This window comes from Paraburkholderia unamae (genome assembly GCF_003096875.1).
GTDB classification, from domain to species: Bacteria; Pseudomonadota; Gammaproteobacteria; order Burkholderiales; family Burkholderiaceae; genus Paraburkholderia; species Paraburkholderia unamae.
Window position 1 is genome coordinate 356,327 of sequence record NZ_QEOB01000007.1, and the last position, 18,434, is coordinate 374,760.

Here is an 18,434-nt window from a genome sequence, read left to right on the forward strand (position 1 = left end):
TTAGGCCCGCCAAACCTGCAACAAGCGACCCGCAAGCAGGCCCAGGCGCGCAAGAGCCGTGCCGCCACGCCTTTCAGTGAGGCTTAATATTGGCGGCATAGGCTCTGCGCAATGTGGTGCGAGGTGCGGTGGAAGCCGCTGTTCGAACCGCAGCTGAAACATAACGCAAACTGTGTGGCAACCCGTTGAAACTCTGGGTCGGCGCACTTATCTTATGGGGGAGCGGACCGCGCATCGGCGCACCCTCAACCACGCGTCTCACGTAAGGAGAAAGCATGAACGAGTATCCCTATAACTTCGGCCGCGGCGGCTCCGTCTCCTCGGCCGAGACCCGCAATCGCGTACTGCGCAACACCTACTGGCTGCTCGCGCTGTCGATGGTGCCGACGGTGCTCGGCGCGTGGGTGGGCGTCGCGACCGGTTTCTCGCTCTTCGCCGCAACGAGCCCGGCCATGAGCCTGCTCGCGTTCTTCGCGATTGCTTTCGGCTTCATGTTCGCCATCGAGCGCACCAAGAACAGCTCGGTGGGCGTGTTCGTGCTGCTCGGCTTCACGTTCTTCATGGGCCTGATGCTCTCGCGCCTGCTGTCGTTCATCCTCGGCTTTTCGAACGGCCCGCAGCTGATCATGCTCGCTTTCGGCGGCACCGGCGTCATTTTCGCCGCCATGGCCACCATCGCCACGGTCAGCAAGCGCGACTTCTCGGGCCTCGGCAAGTGGCTGTTCATGGGCGTGATCGTGATCCTGCTGGCCGGCGTCGCGAACATGTTCCTGCAACTGCCCGCGCTGATGCTCACGGTTTCCGTGCTCGCCATCTTGATCTTCTCGGCCTACATGTTGTTCGACGTGCAGCGCGTCGTGAACGGCGGCGAGACGAACTATATCTCGGCCACGCTCGCGATCTATCTGGACCTGTATAACGTGTTCACGAACCTGCTCGCGATCCTCGGCATCTTCGGCGGCAATCGCAACTAAAGCTAACCAAACCCTGGCGGGGCCGGATCGATCGATACCGGCTTCGCAAGACAAAAAGCCCATGACTCGCATCATGGGCTTTTTTTTGTCCGTCGATTTTGCCTGGCGGCACCAGCTAACGGTTCAATGCGGGCTCAGAGCGAAATCCAGTCGAAACCTTCCGCCTGCGAGGCCACGCCGATTTCCGTCGCCGCGTTGCCCAGCACCGCCGCCATTGCCGCGCGGGCCAGGTCGGGCGTGTTGTTCTGCTGACTCAGGTGCGCCGCGATCAAGTGCCGCAGTTTCGCGCGATCGAGCCCCGCAAGAATGCCACCGGCCGCCTCGTTGTTCAGGTGCCCATGCGATCCGCTGATGCGCGCTTTGAGCGACGCCGGGTAGCGACTGGTCGCGAGCATGTCGAGATCGTGGTTGCATTCGAGCACGAGCGCATCGCAGCCGCCGAGCACGTTGCTGATGTGCGGCGTCGATTCGCCAACGTCGGTGAGTACGCCGAGGCGGCTGGCGCCGTTGCTGAACACGAACTGTAGCGGCTCGCGTGCGTCATGCGGCACCGTATAGGGCAACACGCCGAGTTCGCCGATTTCGACCGTTTCGTCGCCCCACAGCACATTGAGTTCGACGCCGGCGGCATCGTCCGCGCCCACGGCCTGGGCCGTGCCCCAGCTCATGTAAAGCGGGATCGACCAGCGGCGCGCCAGTGTGAGCGCGCTGCCAATGTGGTCGCTGTGTTCGTGGGTGATGAGAATCGCGGTGAGCGAGTCGGCGGCCAGCCCCGCGCGGGCGAGGCGCCGCTCGACTTCCTTCGCTGAGAATCCGCAGTCGAGCAGCGCGCGCGTGGGCGTCGCGCCGCCGCCTGCCTCTACGACCAGTGCGTTGCCCTCGCTGCCGCTGCCGAGGCTCGCAAATCGCATATCAGCGCACGTCAGTTCAACTGCGAATGCAGCGCAGCCACGATGCGCTGCGCGTCCGACGAGGTGTCGATGCGACCGCTCTGATCCACCACGGCGACCTGGGTCGAGTTGCCCGTTGCGCGAACCGCAACGACGAATTCCGGACCCTGATCCTTCGCGGCCTTCTTCGGGTTGTAGAACAGCTTGCCGAGCAGGCCGTCGCCCTTGAGCTCCTGCATGGAATCGGCGTAGCGCACGTAGTACAGGCCCTTCTCGCGGTCGCGGTTGTCGACCGTGAAGTTCGTGCGGTCGAGCGCGAGGCCCACGCGCAGCCACGCGGTGTCGAACGCTTCGGGCAGATCGAGCGTCGTGCCGTCAGGACCGGCGGCGACCTTGACCCCGGCCGTGGACGGACGGGCGTCGGTCAGCAGTTGCTTCGACTGCGCGTCAGTCAGACCGAACTTCTGCATGATCTTCGCGAGGAACGCGGCTTCCAGCGCCGGGTCGCGCGGGCGCTCCACCCACTTCGAGCCCGTCTTGTCCTGCCCCGTCAGCACTTCTTCCATCGCGTTATGCGTAACGGAAATATCGGTTTGACCGTCCGGACCGCGCGAAACCAGCACGCGGAAGCGGTCGCGCGTGCCCGACGAGTACGCGAAGTCGATCACGCGGCCGATCGTGCGGCGGAACCAGTCGTCCGGAATATTGGCGCGGTTCTCGGCCCAGTCGGTCGTCATGATGCCCGTGGACGGCGAGTCGGTCGTCAGCGTGAAGCCATTCTCGGTCCAGAACTCCTGCAACTGCGGCCAGACGTCGTCAGGCGAGCGCCCGTCCACCACCAGCCAGCGGCGGTCGCCGTCGCGCTCCACGTGCATGCCCAACGGGTCTTGCGAGCTCGGCACGCCGAGCGTGGCGTTGCCCGCCGGCGTGACCGTGCGCTGCGCGGCGCCGCCGAGCGTGATGGTGGGCGGCGGCGCGACATACTTCTGGTCGTTCGGAGCCGACGACAGATCCTGCGGCACGCTCAGCGGCGGCGCCGTAGGCGTGTCCTTGTAGTTGACGCGATCCGTCGCGAACATGTCGTTCAGCGACTCGCAACCTGCGAGCGAGCCGAGTGCAAGCGCCAGCACCGCCATGCGGGTTGCGTGGAGGGAAAGAGCGGAACGTTTCATGTGGGCCTTCGTGATACGGGAACGCTAAGCCTTGCTCTGCCAGATGGACTGTCCGGGGTCTGTCAGCGATTGGGCGGGTGGGCCGTGGCGGCGTCGGTTGAAAAAACGGCGACTGGCTGAATGGATCAGCCAGTCAGGCCGGCTTCGCGCAGCGCGGCGCGCACCACGTCGTGGTAGCGCGCATCGAGCGGCGTGAGCGGCAGACGAATGCCGCCTTCGATGCGGCCGAGTTCCTGCAACGCCCACTTCACCGGAATCGGATTCGATTCGATGAACAGGTTCTTGTGCAGCGACAACAGCTTCAGATGAATCTCGCGCGCCGTCTTGACGTCGCCGGCAATCGCGGCGCGGCACAACTCGCTCATCTGGCGCGGCGCGACGTTCGCCGTCACCGAGATATTGCCGTGGCCGCCCAGCAGCATCAGCGCGATCGCGGTGGGATCGTCACCACTGAAAATCTTGAAGCCGTTCGGCGCATGCTTGATGAGGTGCGCGGCGCGGTCGATGTTACCCGTCGCTTCCTTCACCGCGATGATGCCCGGCACTTCGGCCAGACGCAGGATGGTCTCGTTCGACATGTCCGCGACCGTACGGCCCGGCACGTTGTACAGGATGACCGGCAGGTCGACCGACTCCGCGATCTTCGCGAAGTGCAGGTACATGCCTTCCTGGGTCGGCTTGTTGTAATACGGCACGACCTGGAGCGACGCCTGCGCGCCCACTTCCTTCGCATGCTTCGTGAGTTCGATCGCCTCGGCCGTGGAGTTGCCGCCGGCGCCCGCGATGATCGGCATACGGCCGGCAGCGTGCTCGACCGCCGTCTTGATCATCAGGATGTGCTCTTCGACGTCGAGCGTCGCGGACTCACCGCTCGTACCGACGACGACGAGGGCATCCGTCCCCTCTTCCACGTGCCAGTCGATCAGTTTGCGGAACGCCGGCAGATCGAGACTGCCGTCCTCGTGCATGGGGGTGACGATCGCGGGAATGCTGCCGCGCAGCGTAATGCCGTCCTGAGTGCCGTTAGCCATGAAACGCCAGAAAAATGAGTCGGTTAAACCGCGATTGTAGCGGATTAGCCGGTCAGATCGTAACGCGGTGCGGGTAGGCCCTGGTTCTCAGGTACATTACCGATGCTTTCGAGGGACACTGAGGTCGTTTTTTCCCGTACCGCGCAGATGCGCTGAATATACGCCTCACGGGGCTGCGAGAGAAACCCGTCCTCGTAGGCGATCACCCGCAAGGCGGGCGCGCAGACGGCGAGCAATTCGCCGGGCGCGAGCAGAAAAGCGGGGTTCGATGGCTTGCCCACGGTCTCGTTGCCCTGTGCAAAGGTTTCGTAGACGAGGACGCCGCCGGGCGCGAGTGCGTCGATGAGACGCGTCATGAGCGGCCGGTGCAGGTAATTCGTGACCACGACGGCGGCAAAGCGCGCGTCGGCGGCCAGCGGCCAGGGCGCGCCTTCGAGGTCGCACTCTAATGAGGTGACGCCCGCCACGCCATGGAGCGTGGCGAGCGCGGCGGCGTCGCGATCGAGCGCCATAACCGGATGGCCTTGCGCCGCGAGCCAGCGTGCGTGCCGGCCTGCGCCCGAGGCCACGTCGAGCACCCTGCCGCCAGGCGCGATCAGGTGCGCCCAGCGGCGCACCCAGCGCGAGGGCTCCGAAAGCCCGTGGACGAGCGGCGCGGCGGCAGGCGTCGGCGTCATCGGCTGCGTCAATTGCGTCAGCTGTAGGAGAGGCCCATGGCCTCGCGCACGTCGCGCATGGTTTCGTTGGCGAACTTGCGCGCCTTGTCGCAGCCGTCCGCAACGATGGCGCGCAGGAGCGACGGATCGTCCATGTACTTCTGTGCGCGTTCGAGCATCGGTTGCTGCTCGCGCAGGATGCCCTCGATCACCGGTTGCTTGCACTCCAGACAGCCGATGCCCGCCGAACGGCAGCCCTTTTGCACCCAGTCGTGCGTCTGCTCGTCGGTGTAGACCTGGTGCAGTTGCCATACCGGGCACTTGTCCGGATCGCCCGGATCGGTGCGGCGCACGCGCGCCGGGTCGGTCGGCATGGTGCGCACCTTCTTCGTGATCGACTCGGCGTCTTCGCGCAGGCCGATGGTGTTGCCATACGACTTCGACATCTTCTGGCCGTCGAGGCCCGGCATGCGCGAAGCTTCGGTCAGCAGCACCTGCGGCTCGGGCAGGATGATCTTGCGCGAGCCTTCGAGGTAGCCGAACAGGCGCTCGCGATCGCTCATCGAAAGGCTTTGCGATTCCGAAAGCATGGCGCGGGCCTGTTCGAGCGCCTCTTCATTGCCTTCCTGCTGGTAGGCGTTGCGCAGCTCGTGGTAGAGCTTCGAGCGCTTGCCGCCCAGCTTCTTCGCGGCGTCGTTGGCCTTCTCTTCGAAGCCCGGCTCGCGGCCGTACATATAGTTGAAACGGCGCGCCATTTCGCGGGCCATTTCGACGTGCGGCACCTGGTCCTCGCCCACCGGCACGAGCGACGCGCGGTACAGCAGGATGTCGGCGGCCATCAGCACGGGGTAACCGAGGAAGCCATAGGTGCCGAGGTCCTTGTCGCGCAGCTTTTCGATCTGCTCCTTGTAGGTCGGCACGCGTTCGAGCCAGGACAGCGGCGTGCTCATGCCGAGCAGGAGCGCGAGTTCGGCGTGCTCGGGCACGCGGCTCTGGATGAACAGCGTCGCCTGGTTCGGGTCGATGCCCGATGCGAGCCAGTCGATCAGCACGTCCCAGACGTTCTTCTCGATGACATCCGGCGTTTCGTAGTGCGTGGTGAGCGCATGCCAGTCCACCACGCAGAAGAAGCACGGGTACTCGGACTGAAGCCGCACCCAGTTTTTCAGCACGCCGTGATAGTGGCCGAGGTGCAGCGACCCGGTGGGCCGCATGCCGGAGAAGATACGGTCAGGGAACATGATGTTATGAAAAGAGCGATACAAGAGGGGTAAGAACCGCCGTGACCACGTCGTAACCTAGACTTACGAGCGGACGCAGCCAGAATCGCGTGAAGATGCCACTCACGAGCAACCCCATCACGATGATGAAACCATAGGGCTCGATACGGGCGAGCGCAATGCTCGCGCGCGTGGGCAGCAGCGCCCCGAGCACGCGGCCGCCGTCGAGCGGCGGCAGCGGAAAGAGATTGAGCACGCCCAGCACGAGGTTCACGCCCACGCCGGCGGCGGCCATGCGCGTGAAGAACGGTTCGTTCACGGCGAGCACCGCCAGCGCCACGCCGAACACGCCCCACACGAGCGCCTGCACGAAGTTGCACAGCGGCCCGGCCGCCGCGACCCACAGCGTGCCCCAGCGCGGATTGCGCAGATTGCTGAAGGCGATCGGCACGGGCTTCGCGTAACCGAACACAAACGCACCATTCGTCAGGAAATACAGCACGAGCGGCATGGCGATCGTGCCGATCGGGTCGATGTGGCGCATCGGGTTGAATGACACGCGGCCGAGCACATAGGCGGTGTTGTCGCCGAGCATGCGCGCGACGTAGCCGTGCGCGGCCTCGTGCAGCGTAATCGCGAAGATGACCGGCAAGGCGTAGACGACGATCGTCTGAATCAGATTGGCTTCCATGGCGGGCTATTGTATCAATGCGGTATCAATGCGGAATCCATGCCTTTCGGCCACGCGAGGCGCGCGCCGCTTCGTGTTCCTCCGCCAGGTACGTTTCTAGGCTTCTTCTTCCTCGATGCCGAACGGCTCGAGTGCGCCGCGCCCGGGGCGCACGAGCACCGGCTCCTCGCCCGTGAGGTCGATCACCGTGGACGGCTCGCACGGGCACGCCCCGCCGTCGATCACGAGATCGACCTGCTTTTCGAGGCGCTCGCGAATCTCTTCGGGGTCGTTCAGCGGTTCGGTGTCGGGCGGCAGGATCAGCGTGGATGCGAGCAGCGGCTCGCCCAGTTCTTCGAGGATCGCCTGCGGGATCGCGTGCCCCGGCACGCGCAGCCCGATCGTCTTGCGCGACGGATGCGAGAGACGGCGCGGCACTTCCTTGGTCGCCACCAGCACGAACACGTACGGCCCCGGCGTCACCGACTTGATGAGCCGGTACTGGCGGTTGTCCACCATCGCGAAGTTCGCGAGTTCGGAAAGATCGCGCACCATCAGCGAAAGCAGCGCCTTCTCGTCGAGCCCGCGGATACGGCGCAGGCGCTCGGCCGCGTGCTTGTCGTCGATGCGCGCGGCGAGCGCATAGCTCGAATCGGTGGGCAGCGCGATCACGCCGCCATCGCGGATGATCTGCACCGCCTGCTTGACGAGGCGCGGCTGCGGATTCTCTGGGTGAAGCCGAAAAAACTGGGACATGGCAGTAATCAGCTCAACGGGTAGCGACGGGAAACTGCGGGACAGCACGGAACGCGGACAACTGCGAACTACACCGGGAATTGACGACAACCGCGGACGACAACCGCGGACGACAACCGCGGACTGCAACCACGCCGGACGGGACCGGCCCGTTCAGGCCGCCGGCCTTGCGTGGCCTACAGCCATCGCTCCCAGACGGGCTTGAGATCGGAGGGAAGCGGCGGCAGCGTGCCCGGCTCGATCGAATCCGGGCCCGGCGCGTGGAAGTCCGAGCCGCGCGACGCCTCGAAGCCGAAGCGCCGTGCGACGGCAGCATACTCGCCGTACTGGTCCGGCGTGTGGCTGCCGGTCACGACTTCGATGGCCTTGCCGCCCAGATCGATGAATTCGCCGAAAAACGTGTCGAACTCGAGCTGGCTATAAGCATAGCGGCCCGGATGCGCGACGATCGCCTCGCCGCCCGCCGCCTTGATCCAGGAAACCGCGTCGGCAAGCTTCGCCCAGCGGTGCGAGACGTAGCCCGGCTTGCCTTCGCCGAGCCAGCGGGAAAATGCGTCCTGGGTGTTCTGCGCGCGCCCGCTCTCCACGAGAAAGCGTGCGAAGTGCGTGCGCGAGATCAGGTCGGGATTCGAGACGTAACGCAGCGCCCCGGTGTAAGCGTCGGGAACGCCGAGTTCGCCAAGGCGCTCGCCGATGGCTTCCGCGCGGGCGGCGCGGCCGTTGCGCGTGCGCGCGAGCCCGTCGACCAGCGCGGCACACTCGGGGTCGACGTGCAGGCCGACAATGTGCACCGTGCGCGAAGCCCAGGTGACGGAAATCTCCACGCCGCTCAGATAGCGCATGCCGAGCGCTTCGGCCGCTTCGCGCGCCTCGCGCTGGCCGCCGAGCTCATCGTGATCGGTGAGCGCCCACAGCGTCACGCCGCCCGCCTTCGCCAGCTGCGCAACGGCAGCGGGGGCCAGTTGGCCATCGGAGACAGTGGAGTGGCAGTGGAGATCGGCGTTCATTGCGTGCAGGAAAAGGATGAATATCCATTTTACTGCAATGCAGTGAAGTCGTCGGGGTCACCCTTCGCGCGCGGCCACGAGGCGCTCAGGCGCAGAACGCCTCGATGAGGCGCGCGATCTCTTCGGGCTGGTCGTGATGCACCATGTGCCCCGCCCCGCTCACGATGCGCTCGCGCCAATCGGGGAACGCCTCGAAGCGCTTCTTGAACGCGTCGATGGACGACGCGGCCGCGAGACGCGCGAGCGTTTCGGAATCGGCCGCTTCCACGTGCAGCACCTTCGCGCGCACCTGCGACCAGATCGCCATCACCTCGTCGAGCTGATAGAGCAGCGGCCCGTGCACCTTGTGCGCCGGATCGCCGAGCAGCACGAAGCCGCCCTCGCCGTCCGGCTTCGACCAATGCTGCGCAAGAAACTGCGCGCGCGACTCGATCAGGCGCGGATTCGTCTTCACGAGCCGCGCGGCCACCGCGTCGAGCGAGGCATATGAGCGCAGTTGGGGCGGCGTGCGCACGTCGTCGAGCCAGCCGCGCACGCGGCGCGGCGCCTGCGCGGGCGAGCTTGCCGGCAGGCCGAAGCCTTCCAGATCGACGACCCGGCGCACGCGCTCGGGCCGCACCCCCGCATAGAGGCAAACGATGTTCGCGCCGAGGCTGTGCCCGACGAGATCCACCTGGCCTTCGGGCGCGTAGTGCGCGAGCAGCGCGTCGAGATCGGCGAGATAGTCGGGGAACCAGTAGTTGCTGCCGCGCCCCTGCGCGACCGGCCACCCGGAGAGGCCGAAGCCGCGCAGGTCGGGGGCGATCACCTGCCAGTCATCGCCCCGCTCGCAGAGCGCATCGACGACGAACTGGAACGACGCCGCCACGTCCATCCAGCCGTGCAGCATGAAGAGCGTGGGTGCGTCCTCGCGGCCCCAGCGGCGCACGTGCTGGCGAATGCCGTTGACTTCTACGAATTCGGATCGGGAGAGATTCATGGGCGTCGCCGCAAGAAAAGAATGATCGTTCGATTATATAGACGCCGCGTGGCGGCGACGGGTCATTCGTTCGAGTCGTGCTCAGTTGACACCTTCGTCGCGACTTGTTCCGCCGCGTCCTGGGCCGCCAGCGCGCTGAGTTCGGCCTCGTCGAAGCCCGCCGAGCGGCGCGCCTCGACGTTGAACGGCCCGCGCATGCGCGGCGCGTGATATTGCTCGGCAAGCGTGAGCCACGCCGCGTGCGGATCGAGGCCGCGCACTTCGCACAGATGGCGGAACCAGTGGTTGCCGATACGCACGTGCCCCACTTCGTCGCGCAGGATGATGTCGAGGATCGCCGCCGACTCGTCGTCGCCGGCCTGCTTCAGGCGCGTGCGAATGGGCGGCGCGGCGTCGAGCCCGCGCGCCTCCAGCACGCGCGGCACGAGCGCCATGCGCGCGAGCACGTCGGCGCTCGTGCGCTCGCACATTTCCCACAGGCCGTTGTGCGCGGGAAAATCGCCATAAGCGTGGCCGTAGTCGGCCAGGCGCTTGCGCAGCAGCGAAAAGTGGTAGGCCTCCTCGGCCGCGACCTTGAGCCAGTCGGCGTAGAAGGCGTCAGGCATGGCGGGGAAACGCCAGACCGCGTCGAGCGCCAGATTGATCGCGTTGAACTCGATGTGGGCGAGCGCGTGCAGCAGCACCACCCGACCCTGCGGCGTGCTCATGGCGCGGCGCTTGAGTGCGCGCGGCTCGACGAGCGCGGGCTGCGCGGGGCGGCCCGGCAAGCCGTCCGGCGCCGCAATGACGCGCTGCGGGTCCCAGCGCCGCGCCGGGTCTTGTGCTTGTGCGTGCAGCGCGCGCACCGCGTCGGCCTTGGCAAGCGGGTCGCGTTCGCGCAGTGCGTCGAGCGCGGCCTCGCGCCAGCTCGCGGGTATGCCGGAGGCGACGGACGGCGCGGCGGCGGCACCCGCTTGGGGCGCTTGAGGTCCCTGGACGGTGGAGAAAACGGAATTCATCGGCAAAAGAAACGGGGAGCGAAAAACCATCGCACGAAGTCGTGCCAGGCGGACTATGCGCGCAACCGTTTACAATACGCGATTCACCTGCCTTGCGTCGCGCGCTTCGGTTGCGCCGCGCCACCAGACCGCGGCCGTCCCAAGGACCGCTGCAACGACCCAGCATGGGACCGAAGCCGGCGTTTTACGCTGACTCCGGCCAACATAGGAGACGCAATACCGTGGCCATCTACAAGCTTGGCGAAGCCGCACCCGTCATTCACGAAAGCGTGTTCGTCGCGGACAACGCGACCATCATCGGTCACGTCGCACTGGCTGAAGACGCGAGCGTCTGGTTCGGCGCCACGCTGCGCGGCGACAACGAACCGATCACCGTGGGCCCGCGCAGCAACGTCCAGGAAGGCTCGGTGCTGCACACCGACCCCGGCTACCCGCTCACGCTCGAAGCCAACGTGACGATCGGCCACCAGGCCATGCTGCACGGCTGCACTGTCAAGGAAGGCTCGCTCATCGGCATTCAGGCCGTGGTCTTGAATGGCGCGGTAATCGGCCGCAACTGTCTGGTTGGCGCGGGTGCGGTGGTCACGGAAGGCAAGGTGTTCCCCGACAACTCGCTGATTCTCGGCGCGCCGGCCAAGGTCGTGCGCGAACTGACCGAGGCCGATATTGCCGGCCTCAAGCGCAACGCGGATGTCTACGCGAAGCGCCGCGAATATTTCAAGGCGCAGCTCGTGCGCATCGGCTGAGGGCGGCACGCTCCGGCCGTGCGCGGCGCGGGCCGCGCCGCCCCGATTGAAAAGAAGGAAAAGATTGTGAACGACCAGTTGCAGAAATTCATGTTCAGCGCCGCCCCGGTGCGCGGCGAGATCGTCACGCTCGGCAGCGCATGGCAGGAAGTGCTCACGCGCCGCCAGTATCCAGCGCCCGTGCGCACCGTGCTCGGCGAAATGATGGCGGCGTGCGCGCTGCTCTCGGCGAACCTCAAGTTCGACGGCACGCTGATCATGCAGATCTTCGGCGACGGCCCCGTGAAGATGCTGGTCGTGCAATGCGGCTCGGATCTGACGATGCGCGCGACCGCGCGTCTCGGCGAGGATTTCACCGGCGAAAACGCCCTGCCGCTCGCCGACAACCTCACGTTCGCCGACCTCGTGAACCCCGACGGCCAGGGCCGCTGCGTCATCACGCTCGACCCCGCGAACAAGCAGCCGGGCCAGCAGCCCTACCAGGGCATCGTGCCGCTGAACGGTGAAGACGGCCCGCTCAAGTCGATCGCCGCGGTGCTCGAGCACTACATGCACCACTCGGAGCAGCTCGACACGCGCCTGTGGCTCGCCGCCAACGACGAACGCGCCGTCGGCATGCTGTTGCAGAAGCTGCCGGGCGACGGCGGCATCGTGCCGCACCAGGGCGAGCACGACCTCGACACGTGGGAGCGCGTCTGCACGCTCGGCGGCACCCTCACGCGCGAGGAAATGCTCGAGCAGGACAGCGAGACGCTGTTCCGCCGCCTCTTCTGGCAGGAAAACGTGCGCCACTTCGAGCCGCTCGCACCGCGCTTCCAGTGCTCGTGCTCGCGCGAGAAAGTGGGCGCGATGCTCAAGATGCTGGGTCGCGAGGAAGTCGACGGCGTGATCGAAGAACGCGGTCATGTCGAGATTCACTGCGACTACTGCAACCAGCGCTATGAGTTCGACCCCGTGGACGTTGCGCAACTTTTTGCGCTGCCGGGACTCTCAGAAGGCGTCAGCCCGGCTGCGGAACGCCGTCACTGAGCGGCGAAAGCCCCACGCGGATCAACGGGGGCTCGCGCCGCCGCCCTTGCGCGGCGGCGCGGCGATAAGCTCCGGGAATCGAGCCGAATCGCAGACCGGCTTGCATCTCATATTGCTTAGGCGTCCGATAGATGGAGAGAAGCATGATCAAGAACAAACGCTTCGCCCGCCCGCCGCACGCACCGCGCATGGCGGCCGTATTGGTTCTGGCCGCGCTTGGCGCGGGCGTCGCGTTGACGAGTGGCTGCACGCTGGACCCGCCGGGACCGTCGCCGATTTACAGCCGCTTGCCCGCCAACCAGGCGGACGCGCTACAGAACGCGCCGGTGCTCACGCCGGACGAGCGTCAGCGCTACGACGCCATCGACCGCCAGGCGCTCGCCGAGTCCAACCAGGCCGCCGCGGCCGATGCCGCCGCGCAGGCCTGGTCGCGCGCCTACGCTCCGCCTGTGACCGTCTTTGGCAGCTACTACAGCGGCGGCGGTGGCTGGGGTGGCGGCTGGGGCACCGGCATCGGTTACGGCTATCCGGGCTGGGGCTGGTAAGCGCGAGCGAACACGTGCAAGCGCGTGTAAGCGCGCAAACGAAAAAAGGCGCGGCATCGAGCCGCGCCTTTTGCTTGACGGTGCGCCTTTGGCACACCGCTTACCCTGCTTACCCAACTTATCCCGCTTTCTTCGCTTCCTTCCCGTGGCCGTGCCGTTTCTCCGGCACGCGCGAGACGGGGTTCGGCACCACCTTCACAGGCGCGGCCGACATCTGCCCGCGCGTCGAGGTATTCGACGAACCGTTGGGCGTAGCCGGCGGCGTCTGGTTCGGCGAGACGAACTGCACGAACACCTCGCCGTCCTTCACCATGCCCATCTCGTAGCGCGCGCGCTCCTCGACGGCCGACGTGCCGTTCTGCAAATCCTGCACTTCGCCCGCAATGCGTTCGTTGCGCAGTTTCTCGTCGTCGTTCTGCTTTTGCTGCTGCGCGAGCTGCTGCTGAAGTTCGTGCACGCGCAACCAGCCACCATGGCCCCACCAGAGCGGATACTGAATCAGCACGAGCAGGATGATCAGGACGACAGTGACAAGCCGCATGAAAGGCGCCGGATAAATACACGCCGCCCTGCGCTATACGCAGGGCGGCGGAAGGAGATGACGAAAAAGGACAGCAAGGCTTGCTGCCGGTGTCGGGTCCGCTTAACGCAGGTTATAGAACGCCGACTTGCCCGGATAGCTGGCGATATCACCGAGATCTTCCTCGATGCGCAGCAGCTGGTTGTACTTCGAGATACGGTCGCTGCGCGAGAGCGAACCGGTCTTGATCTGACCGGCGTTCAGGCCCACGGCGATGTCGGCGATCGTCGAGTCTTCGGTTTCGCCCGAGCGGTGCGAGATCACAGCCGTGTAACCGGCGCGCTTGGCCATTTCGATGGCTGCGAAGGTTTCCGTCAGCGTGCCGATCTGGTTGATCTTGATAAGGATCGAGTTGGCGATGCCCTTCTCGATGCCTTCCTTCAGGATGCGCGTGTTGGTCACGAACAGGTCGTCGCCCACGAGCTGGACCTTCTTGCCGAGCTTGTCGGTGAGCGTCTTCCAGCCGGCCCAGTCGCTTTCGTGCATGCCGTCTTCGATCGACACGATCGGGAACTTGTCGGCGAGGTTCGCCAGGTAGTCCGCGAACTCCGTCGACGACAGTTGCAGGCCTTCGCCCGCGAGCTGGTACTTGCCGTCGTGGTAGAACTCGCTCGCTGCGCAGTCGAGCGCGAGCAGCACGTCTTCACCGGCGCGGTAGCCCGCCTTTTCGATGGCTTGCAGAATGGTCGAGAGGCATTCGTCGTTGCTGCCGAAGTTCGGTGCGAAGCCGCCTTCGTCGCCCACTGCCGTGCTCATGCCGCGATCCGAGAGGATCTTCTTGAGCGCGTGGAACACTTCCGCGCCGCAACGCAGCGCTTCACGGAAGGTCGGCTGGCTCACCGGCACGATCATGAATTCCTGGATGTCCAGGCTATTGTTCGCGTGCGCGCCGCCGTTGACGATGTTCATCATCGGAACCGGCAGTTGCATCGCGCCCGAGCCGCCGAAATAGCGGTACAGCGGCAGGCCGGCTTCTTCAGCGGCGGCCTTCGCGACGGCCATCGAAACCGCCAGCATCGCGTTCGCGCCGAGGCGCGACTTGTTGTCGGTGCCGTCGAGTTCGAGCAGGGTCTTGTCGAGGAAAGCCTGTTCCGAAGCGTCGAGGCCCATGATCGCCTCGGAGATTTCGGTGTTGATGTGTTCGACGGCCTTCAGCACGCCCTTGCCGTTGTAGCGGCCGGCTTCGCCGTCGCGCAGCTCGATCGCTTCACGCGAGCCCGTCGAGGCGCCCGACGGCACCGCTGCGCGGCCCATCGTGCCCGATTCGAGCAGCACGTCGCATTCGACGGTGGGATTGCCGCGCGAATCCAGAATCTCGCGACCGATGATATCTACGATTGCACTCATGGTTTCCTCAGGAAATGACAGTAATTCTTGCGCGACCGGCGTCGCCTGCTGCACTGGCCCTCGAGGCATGGTTTCCATGCTCGTTCGGGGCACACCGTCACATGGGACAGGCGGCGCGGTCGTCGGGTTCAACCTGGCGCAACGCGGCGGTCATGTTCGCATGACCGATGCGCTGCCACGCTGCCTTGTACATCGCGCGCGGCGCGCGAGGCCCGTTGCGTACAGCATGATGCCGTTTCATGACATCCGCTGCCCGCCAGACCCTGCGCCGCGCTGCTCCTCCATCGCGCCGCTCATGCAATCGAAGCGGCGCGCACTGCGTACTCAACAACACTGCGCGAAACCGCGCAAGACTACGGCTGAACTGCGTGCGATCAGTTGAAATCGCTCTCGAGGAACGGCGAGCGCTTGACCGCCTGGTCAAGCGTCACGAGCGTTTCGAGCAGGTCGGCCATGCGGTTCAGCGGCACGGCGTTCGGGCCGTCGGACTTCGCCTCGGCCGGGTTCGGGTGCGTTTCCATGAACAGACCCGCCACGCCCGTGGCCACGGCCGCGCGCGCGAGCACCGGCACGAATTCGCGCTGGCCGCCCGAGCTCGTGCCCTGCCCGCCCGGCAACTGCACCGAATGGGTCGCATCGAACACGACCGGCGCACCCGTCTCGCGCATGATAGCGAGCGAACGCATGTCCGAGACGAGGTTGTTGTAACCGAACGAAACACCGCGCTCGCACGCCATGAAGCGGTCTTCCGAGAGACCCGCTTCACGCGCCGCGTCGCGCGCCTTGTCGATCACGTTCTTCATGTCGTGCGGCGCGAGGAACTGGCCTTTCTTGATGTTGACCGGCTTGCCCGAGCGCGCGCACGCGTGGATGAAGTCGGTCTGACGGCACAGGAACGCGGGCGTTTGCAGCACGTCCACGACCGACGCCACGGGCCCGATTTCCGCTTCCGAGTGCACGTCGGTCAGCACGGGCAGGCCGAGCTGACGCTTCACTTCGGAGAGGATGCGCAGACCCTCGTCCATCCCGAGGCCGCGAAACGACTTGCCGCTCGAACGATTGGCCTTGTCGTAGGACGACTTGTAGATGAACGGAATGCCGAGCCTCGACGTGATTTCCTTCAGGCGGCCCGCCGTGTCGATCGTCATCTGCTCCGATTCGACGACACAGGTGCCCGCGATCAGGAAGAACGGCTTGTCGAGACCGACCTCGAAACCGCACAGATTCATGCTTTCTCCTCAGCGTGCGCCTGCTGGTGCGCAACCGCCGCTTCGACGTATGCCTTGAACAGCGGGTGGCCGTCACGCGGCGTGGACGTGAATTCCGGGTGGAACTGCACGCCGACGAACCACGGGTGCATGTCGCGCGGCAATTCCATCATTTCCGGCAGGTCCTCAGTCGGGGTACGGGCGCTGATGATAAGGCCGCCCGCTTCGAGCTTGGGCACGTAGCCGTTATTGACTTCATAACGGTGACGGTGACGCTCGTTCACGTCCTTGCCATAAATTTCCGCCGCCATCGTGCCGGGCTTGATCGGGCAGCGCTGCGAACCGAGGCGCATCGTGCCGCCGAGGTCCGAGTTTTCGGTGCGCTTTTCGACCTTGCCTTCGCGGTCGGCCCATTCGGTGATGAGCGCCACCACGCGATCCGGCGTGTCCGGGTCGAATTCCGTGCTGTTCGCGTGCTTCAGGCCCACCACGTCGCGCGCGAATTCGATCACGGCGAGCTGCATGCCGAGGCAGATGCCGAGATACGGCACCTTCGCTTCGCGAGCGTATTGAATCGCCTTGATCTTGCCTTCGGTGCCGCGACGGCCAAAACCGCCCGGCACGAGAATCGCGTCGAGATGCTTGAGGCTCTCGACACCTTCTTCGTCGATCTGCTCGGAGTCGATGTACTCGATGTTCACCTTCGTCGAGGTCTTGATCGACGCATGGCGCAGCGCTTCGATGAGCGACTTGTACGATTCGGTCAGATCGACGTACTTGCCGACCATGCCGATCGTGACTTCGTGCTTCGGGTGCTCGAGCTTCTCGACCATCTCCGCCCACACCGACAGATCGGCGGGCTTCGCGGAGAGCTTCAGCTCGTCGCAGACGATCGAGTCGAGACCCTGGTCGTGCAGCATCTGCGGAATCTTGTAGATGCTGTCGGCGTCCCACACCGAGATCACGGCGTCTTCGGGGACGTTCGAGAACATCGAGATCTTCGAGCGCTCGTCGTCGGGAATGCGGCGGTCGGCGCGGCACAGCAGCACGTTCGGATAGATACCGATTTCGCGCAGCTTCTGCACGCTGTGCTGCGTGGGCTTGGTCTTGAGCTCGCCTGCGGTGGCGATGAACGGCACGAGCGTGAGGTGCACGAAGCACGCGCTGTTGCGGCCAAGGCGCAGGCTCATCTGACGCGCGGCTTCGAGGAACGGCAGCGATTCGATGTCGCCCACCGTGCCGCCGACTTCAACGATCGCGACATCGGGCTCACCGCACGTCGCCGATGCGGCGCCGCGTTCGATGAACGCCTGGATCTCGTTCGTGATGTGCGGAATGACCTGCACGGTCTTGCCCAGATAGTCGCCGCGGCGTTCCTTGCGGATCACCGATTCGTAAATCTGGCCCGTGGTGAAGTTGTTGGCCTTGCGCATCTTCGTCGAGATGAAGCGCTCATAGTGGCCGAGGTCGAGGTCGGTTTCCGCTCCGTCTTCCGTTACGAACACTTCGCCGTGCTGAAACGGGCTCATCGTGCCGGGGTCGACGTTGATGTATGGATCGAGCTTGAGGAGGGTGACTTTCAGACCGCGCGATTCGAGGATCGCGGCGAGGGAGGCGGCGGCAATACCCTTGCCAAGGGAAGAAACTACGCCGCCGGTGACGAAAACATATTTGGTCATCGCTGGATGCTCGCGGGAAAAACGGATTATACCGTAAAGCAAGGGCTAACCCTGAATTTTGAACGAGCCGGATGCGATGTGTCCCGGCCCTCCCCGCGCGGAGCGCGACGGCATGCGGGCGACCGCTCAGGCGCCGTTTTCCATGGTGTACAGCATGCGCTGCACGGCGCGCGCCGTTTGAATGGGACGCTCCATCGGATACAGGTGGCTGCCCTCGATCCACTCGAAGCGCTCGCCGGCGATGCGCCGCGTCGCCGCGAGGCCGACCTGGCGAACTTCGCGCGATTCGGTGCCCGCCAGAAAGCTCACCGGCACCGGGGAGCCGTGCACGAGCCGCGCGCCGAGCGTGTGCGGCAGCGTGCGGTAAATCATGTACTCGGTATGGCGGTCGAAGGCGAGCGTGCGGGCGCCGTCGATCGAAGTCTGAGGAATGCCGAAGTCGATGTAGTCCGAGAGCACGCGCTCGTCCCAGCGCGCGAACGCGGGCTTCGAATGGAAGTGGCGCCACGCCTCGTCGCGGTTTGCCCAGTTTGTGCGGCGCGTGCGCGTGGCGGCGGCGGGCGAGATGCGCTCGTCGAGACCGGTCCACTGCGACACCCGCAGCATGCCGCTGCGCCAGCCCGCGATCACGGGCGAGTCGAGCATCACCACGCCCCTCACCCATTGCGGCCTCTTGAGCGCGGCCATTAGCGAGAGATAGCCGCCGAGCGAATGGCCGACGAGCCACACCGGATCTTCATACGCGCGGCCGATGTCGTCGATCAGCTGCTCGACGAGATGCGTCCAGTCGCGGGTGACGGGATAACGCGCGTCATGGCCGATACGCTCGATGTAGCGCAGCTCGTAGTTGTCGCCAAGCTCGGCGAAGAACGTGCGATACGTCGAAGCCGGAAAGCCGTTCGCATGAGAAAAATGGATGACGTTTTTCAAGGGCGCGTTGTCTCTGG

General features: G+C 65.4%; 19 protein-coding genes. 4 read left to right on the plus strand and 15 right to left on the minus strand.

Annotation, left to right across the window (positions count from 1 at the left end; translation table 11 throughout):
• Window positions 1-275: 275 nt before the first annotated feature.
• Entirely contained in the window at window positions 276-974 is a 699-nt protein-coding gene (locus C7402_RS17340; RefSeq protein WP_112172883.1) for a Bax inhibitor-1/YccA family protein, read from the plus strand.
• Between the two features lie 134 nt (window positions 975-1,108).
• Here the strand turns inward: C7402_RS17340 and C7402_RS17345 are convergent, their stop codons facing one another.
• From C7402_RS17345 to C7402_RS17390, 10 genes are all read right to left on the minus strand, one after another.
• A complete protein-coding gene (locus tag C7402_RS17345; RefSeq protein WP_116611415.1) occupies window positions 1,109-1,885 on the minus strand; it encodes an MBL fold metallo-hydrolase in 777 nt (258 codons plus the stop codon).
• 11 nt (window positions 1,886-1,896) lie between these two features.
• Window positions 1,897-3,036 (minus strand): outer membrane protein assembly factor BamC, encoded by a 1,140-nt coding sequence (gene bamC / locus C7402_RS17350; protein WP_116611416.1) that lies wholly within the window; start codon window positions 3,034-3,036, stop codon window positions 1,897-1,899.
• 125 nt (window positions 3,037-3,161) lie between these two features.
• The gene (gene dapA, locus C7402_RS17355; RefSeq protein ID WP_112172886.1) at window positions 3,162-4,067 is read right to left on the minus strand and encodes a 4-hydroxy-tetrahydrodipicolinate synthase; all 906 of its coding nucleotides are present in this window, start codon (window positions 4,065-4,067) and stop codon (window positions 3,162-3,164) included.
• A 44-nt stretch (window positions 4,068-4,111) separates the two neighbouring features.
• Window positions 4,112-4,744: a class I SAM-dependent methyltransferase gene (locus tag C7402_RS17360; protein ID WP_116611417.1), complete on the minus strand. Its 633-nt coding sequence runs from the start codon at window positions 4,742-4,744 to the stop codon at window positions 4,112-4,114.
• Window positions 4,745-4,761: 17 nt separating this feature from the next.
• Window positions 4,762-5,964 (minus strand): tryptophan--tRNA ligase, encoded by a 1,203-nt coding sequence (locus C7402_RS17365; protein ID WP_042264918.1) that lies wholly within the window; start codon window positions 5,962-5,964, stop codon window positions 4,762-4,764.
• Window positions 5,965-5,968: 4 nt separating this feature from the next.
• Entirely contained in the window at window positions 5,969-6,634 is a 666-nt protein-coding gene (locus tag C7402_RS17370; RefSeq protein ID WP_112172888.1) for a site-2 protease family protein, read from the minus strand.
• A gap of 96 nt (window positions 6,635-6,730) precedes the next feature.
• On the minus strand, window positions 6,731-7,369 hold the full coding sequence (locus tag C7402_RS17375) for an L-threonylcarbamoyladenylate synthase (protein ID WP_112172889.1): 639 nt from the start codon (window positions 7,367-7,369) through the stop codon (window positions 6,731-6,733).
• Window positions 7,370-7,545: 176 nt separating this feature from the next.
• On the minus strand, window positions 7,546-8,376 hold the full coding sequence (locus C7402_RS17380; protein ID WP_116611418.1) for a 3',5'-nucleoside bisphosphate phosphatase: 831 nt from the start codon (window positions 8,374-8,376) through the stop codon (window positions 7,546-7,548).
• Between the two features lie 85 nt (window positions 8,377-8,461).
• The gene (locus C7402_RS17385; protein WP_116611419.1) at window positions 8,462-9,355 is read right to left on the minus strand and encodes an alpha/beta fold hydrolase; all 894 of its coding nucleotides are present in this window, start codon (window positions 9,353-9,355) and stop codon (window positions 8,462-8,464) included.
• Between the two features lie 62 nt (window positions 9,356-9,417).
• Window positions 9,418-10,353, minus strand: coding sequence for a ferritin-like domain-containing protein (locus tag C7402_RS17390; protein ID WP_116611453.1), 936 nt, complete (start codon window positions 10,351-10,353; stop codon window positions 9,418-9,420).
• 221 nt (window positions 10,354-10,574) lie between these two features.
• Between C7402_RS17390 and C7402_RS17395 the strand changes: the two genes are divergently transcribed.
• From C7402_RS17395 to C7402_RS17405, 3 genes are all read left to right on the plus strand, one after another.
• Complete coding sequence (locus C7402_RS17395) at window positions 10,575-11,099, plus strand: gamma carbonic anhydrase family protein (protein ID WP_116611420.1); 525 nt, start codon at window positions 10,575-10,577, stop codon at window positions 11,097-11,099.
• A 66-nt stretch (window positions 11,100-11,165) separates the two neighbouring features.
• Window positions 11,166-12,128 (plus strand): Hsp33 family molecular chaperone HslO, encoded by a 963-nt coding sequence (hslO, locus tag C7402_RS17400; protein WP_112172940.1) that lies wholly within the window; start codon window positions 11,166-11,168, stop codon window positions 12,126-12,128.
• A gap of 143 nt (window positions 12,129-12,271) precedes the next feature.
• On the plus strand, window positions 12,272-12,673 hold the full coding sequence (locus C7402_RS17405) for a hypothetical protein (protein ID WP_373864443.1): 402 nt from the start codon (window positions 12,272-12,274) through the stop codon (window positions 12,671-12,673).
• Between the two features lie 118 nt (window positions 12,674-12,791).
• Here the strand turns inward: C7402_RS17405 and ftsB are convergent, their stop codons facing one another.
• The 5 genes from ftsB to C7402_RS17430 all read right to left on the minus strand — a co-directional run bounded on the left by ftsB (window position 12,792) and on the right by C7402_RS17430 (window position 18,417).
• Entirely contained in the window at window positions 12,792-13,214 is a 423-nt protein-coding gene (gene ftsB / locus C7402_RS17410) for a cell division protein FtsB (protein ID WP_112172893.1), read from the minus strand.
• Between the two features lie 102 nt (window positions 13,215-13,316).
• Entirely contained in the window at window positions 13,317-14,600 is a 1,284-nt protein-coding gene (gene eno / locus C7402_RS17415) for a phosphopyruvate hydratase (protein WP_064268981.1), read from the minus strand.
• A 374-nt stretch (window positions 14,601-14,974) separates the two neighbouring features.
• Window positions 14,975-15,829, minus strand: a complete 855-nt coding sequence (gene kdsA, locus C7402_RS17420) for a 3-deoxy-8-phosphooctulonate synthase (RefSeq protein ID WP_116611421.1) — start codon at window positions 15,827-15,829, stop codon at window positions 14,975-14,977.
• Window positions 15,826-17,487 carry a CTP synthase gene (locus tag C7402_RS17425; RefSeq protein WP_112172895.1) on the minus strand — a complete coding sequence of 554 codons (1,662 nt, stop codon included), beginning with the start codon at window positions 17,485-17,487 and terminating at the stop codon, window positions 15,826-15,828. The genes kdsA and C7402_RS17425 overlap by 4 nt, the downstream gene beginning before the upstream one ends.
• 126 nt (window positions 17,488-17,613) lie before the next feature.
• Window positions 17,614-18,417, minus strand: coding sequence for an alpha/beta fold hydrolase (locus C7402_RS17430; protein WP_116611422.1), 804 nt, complete (start codon window positions 18,415-18,417; stop codon window positions 17,614-17,616).
• Window positions 18,418-18,434: the final 17 nt, after the last annotated feature.

Excerpts from the sequence above, each read along its gene's own strand:
- C7402_RS17405 (WP_373864443.1), top strand. The coding sequence starts at position 12,272 with ATGATCAAGAACAAACGCTTCGCCCGCCCGCCGCACGCACCGCGCATG.
- C7402_RS17340 (WP_112172883.1), top strand. The coding sequence starts at position 276 with ATGAACGAGTATCCCTATAACTTCGGCCGCGGCGGCTCCGTCTCCTCG.
- C7402_RS17385 (WP_116611419.1), bottom strand. The coding sequence starts at position 9,355 with ATGAATCTCTCCCGATCCGAATTCGTAGAAGTCAACGGCATTCGCCAG.
- dapA (WP_112172886.1), bottom strand. The coding sequence starts at position 4,067 with ATGGCTAACGGCACTCAGGACGGCATTACGCTGCGCGGCAGCATTCCC.
- C7402_RS17425 (WP_112172895.1), bottom strand. The coding sequence starts at position 17,487 with ATGACCAAATATGTTTTCGTCACCGGCGGCGTAGTTTCTTCCCTTGGC.
- C7402_RS17345 (WP_116611415.1), bottom strand. The coding sequence starts at position 1,885 with ATGCGATTTGCGAGCCTCGGCAGCGGCAGCGAGGGCAACGCACTGGTC.
- C7402_RS17390 (WP_116611453.1), bottom strand. The coding sequence starts at position 10,353 with ATGAATTCCGTTTTCTCCACCGTCCAGGGACCTCAAGCGCCCCAAGCG.
- bamC (WP_116611416.1), bottom strand. The coding sequence starts at position 3,036 with ATGAAACGTTCCGCTCTTTCCCTCCACGCAACCCGCATGGCGGTGCTG.
- C7402_RS17365 (WP_042264918.1), bottom strand. The coding sequence starts at position 5,964 with ATGTTCCCTGACCGTATCTTCTCCGGCATGCGGCCCACCGGGTCGCTG.
- C7402_RS17380 (WP_116611418.1), bottom strand. The coding sequence starts at position 8,376 with ATGAACGCCGATCTCCACTGCCACTCCACTGTCTCCGATGGCCAACTG.
- kdsA (WP_116611421.1), bottom strand. The coding sequence starts at position 15,829 with ATGAATCTGTGCGGTTTCGAGGTCGGTCTCGACAAGCCGTTCTTCCTG.
- ftsB (WP_112172893.1), bottom strand. The coding sequence starts at position 13,214 with ATGCGGCTTGTCACTGTCGTCCTGATCATCCTGCTCGTGCTGATTCAG.
- C7402_RS17375 (WP_112172889.1), bottom strand. The coding sequence starts at position 7,369 with ATGTCCCAGTTTTTTCGGCTTCACCCAGAGAATCCGCAGCCGCGCCTC.
- eno (WP_064268981.1), bottom strand. The coding sequence starts at position 14,600 with ATGAGTGCAATCGTAGATATCATCGGTCGCGAGATTCTGGATTCGCGC.
- C7402_RS17360 (WP_116611417.1), bottom strand. The coding sequence starts at position 4,744 with ATGACGCCGACGCCTGCCGCCGCGCCGCTCGTCCACGGGCTTTCGGAG.
- C7402_RS17370 (WP_112172888.1), bottom strand. The coding sequence starts at position 6,634 with ATGGAAGCCAATCTGATTCAGACGATCGTCGTCTACGCCTTGCCGGTC.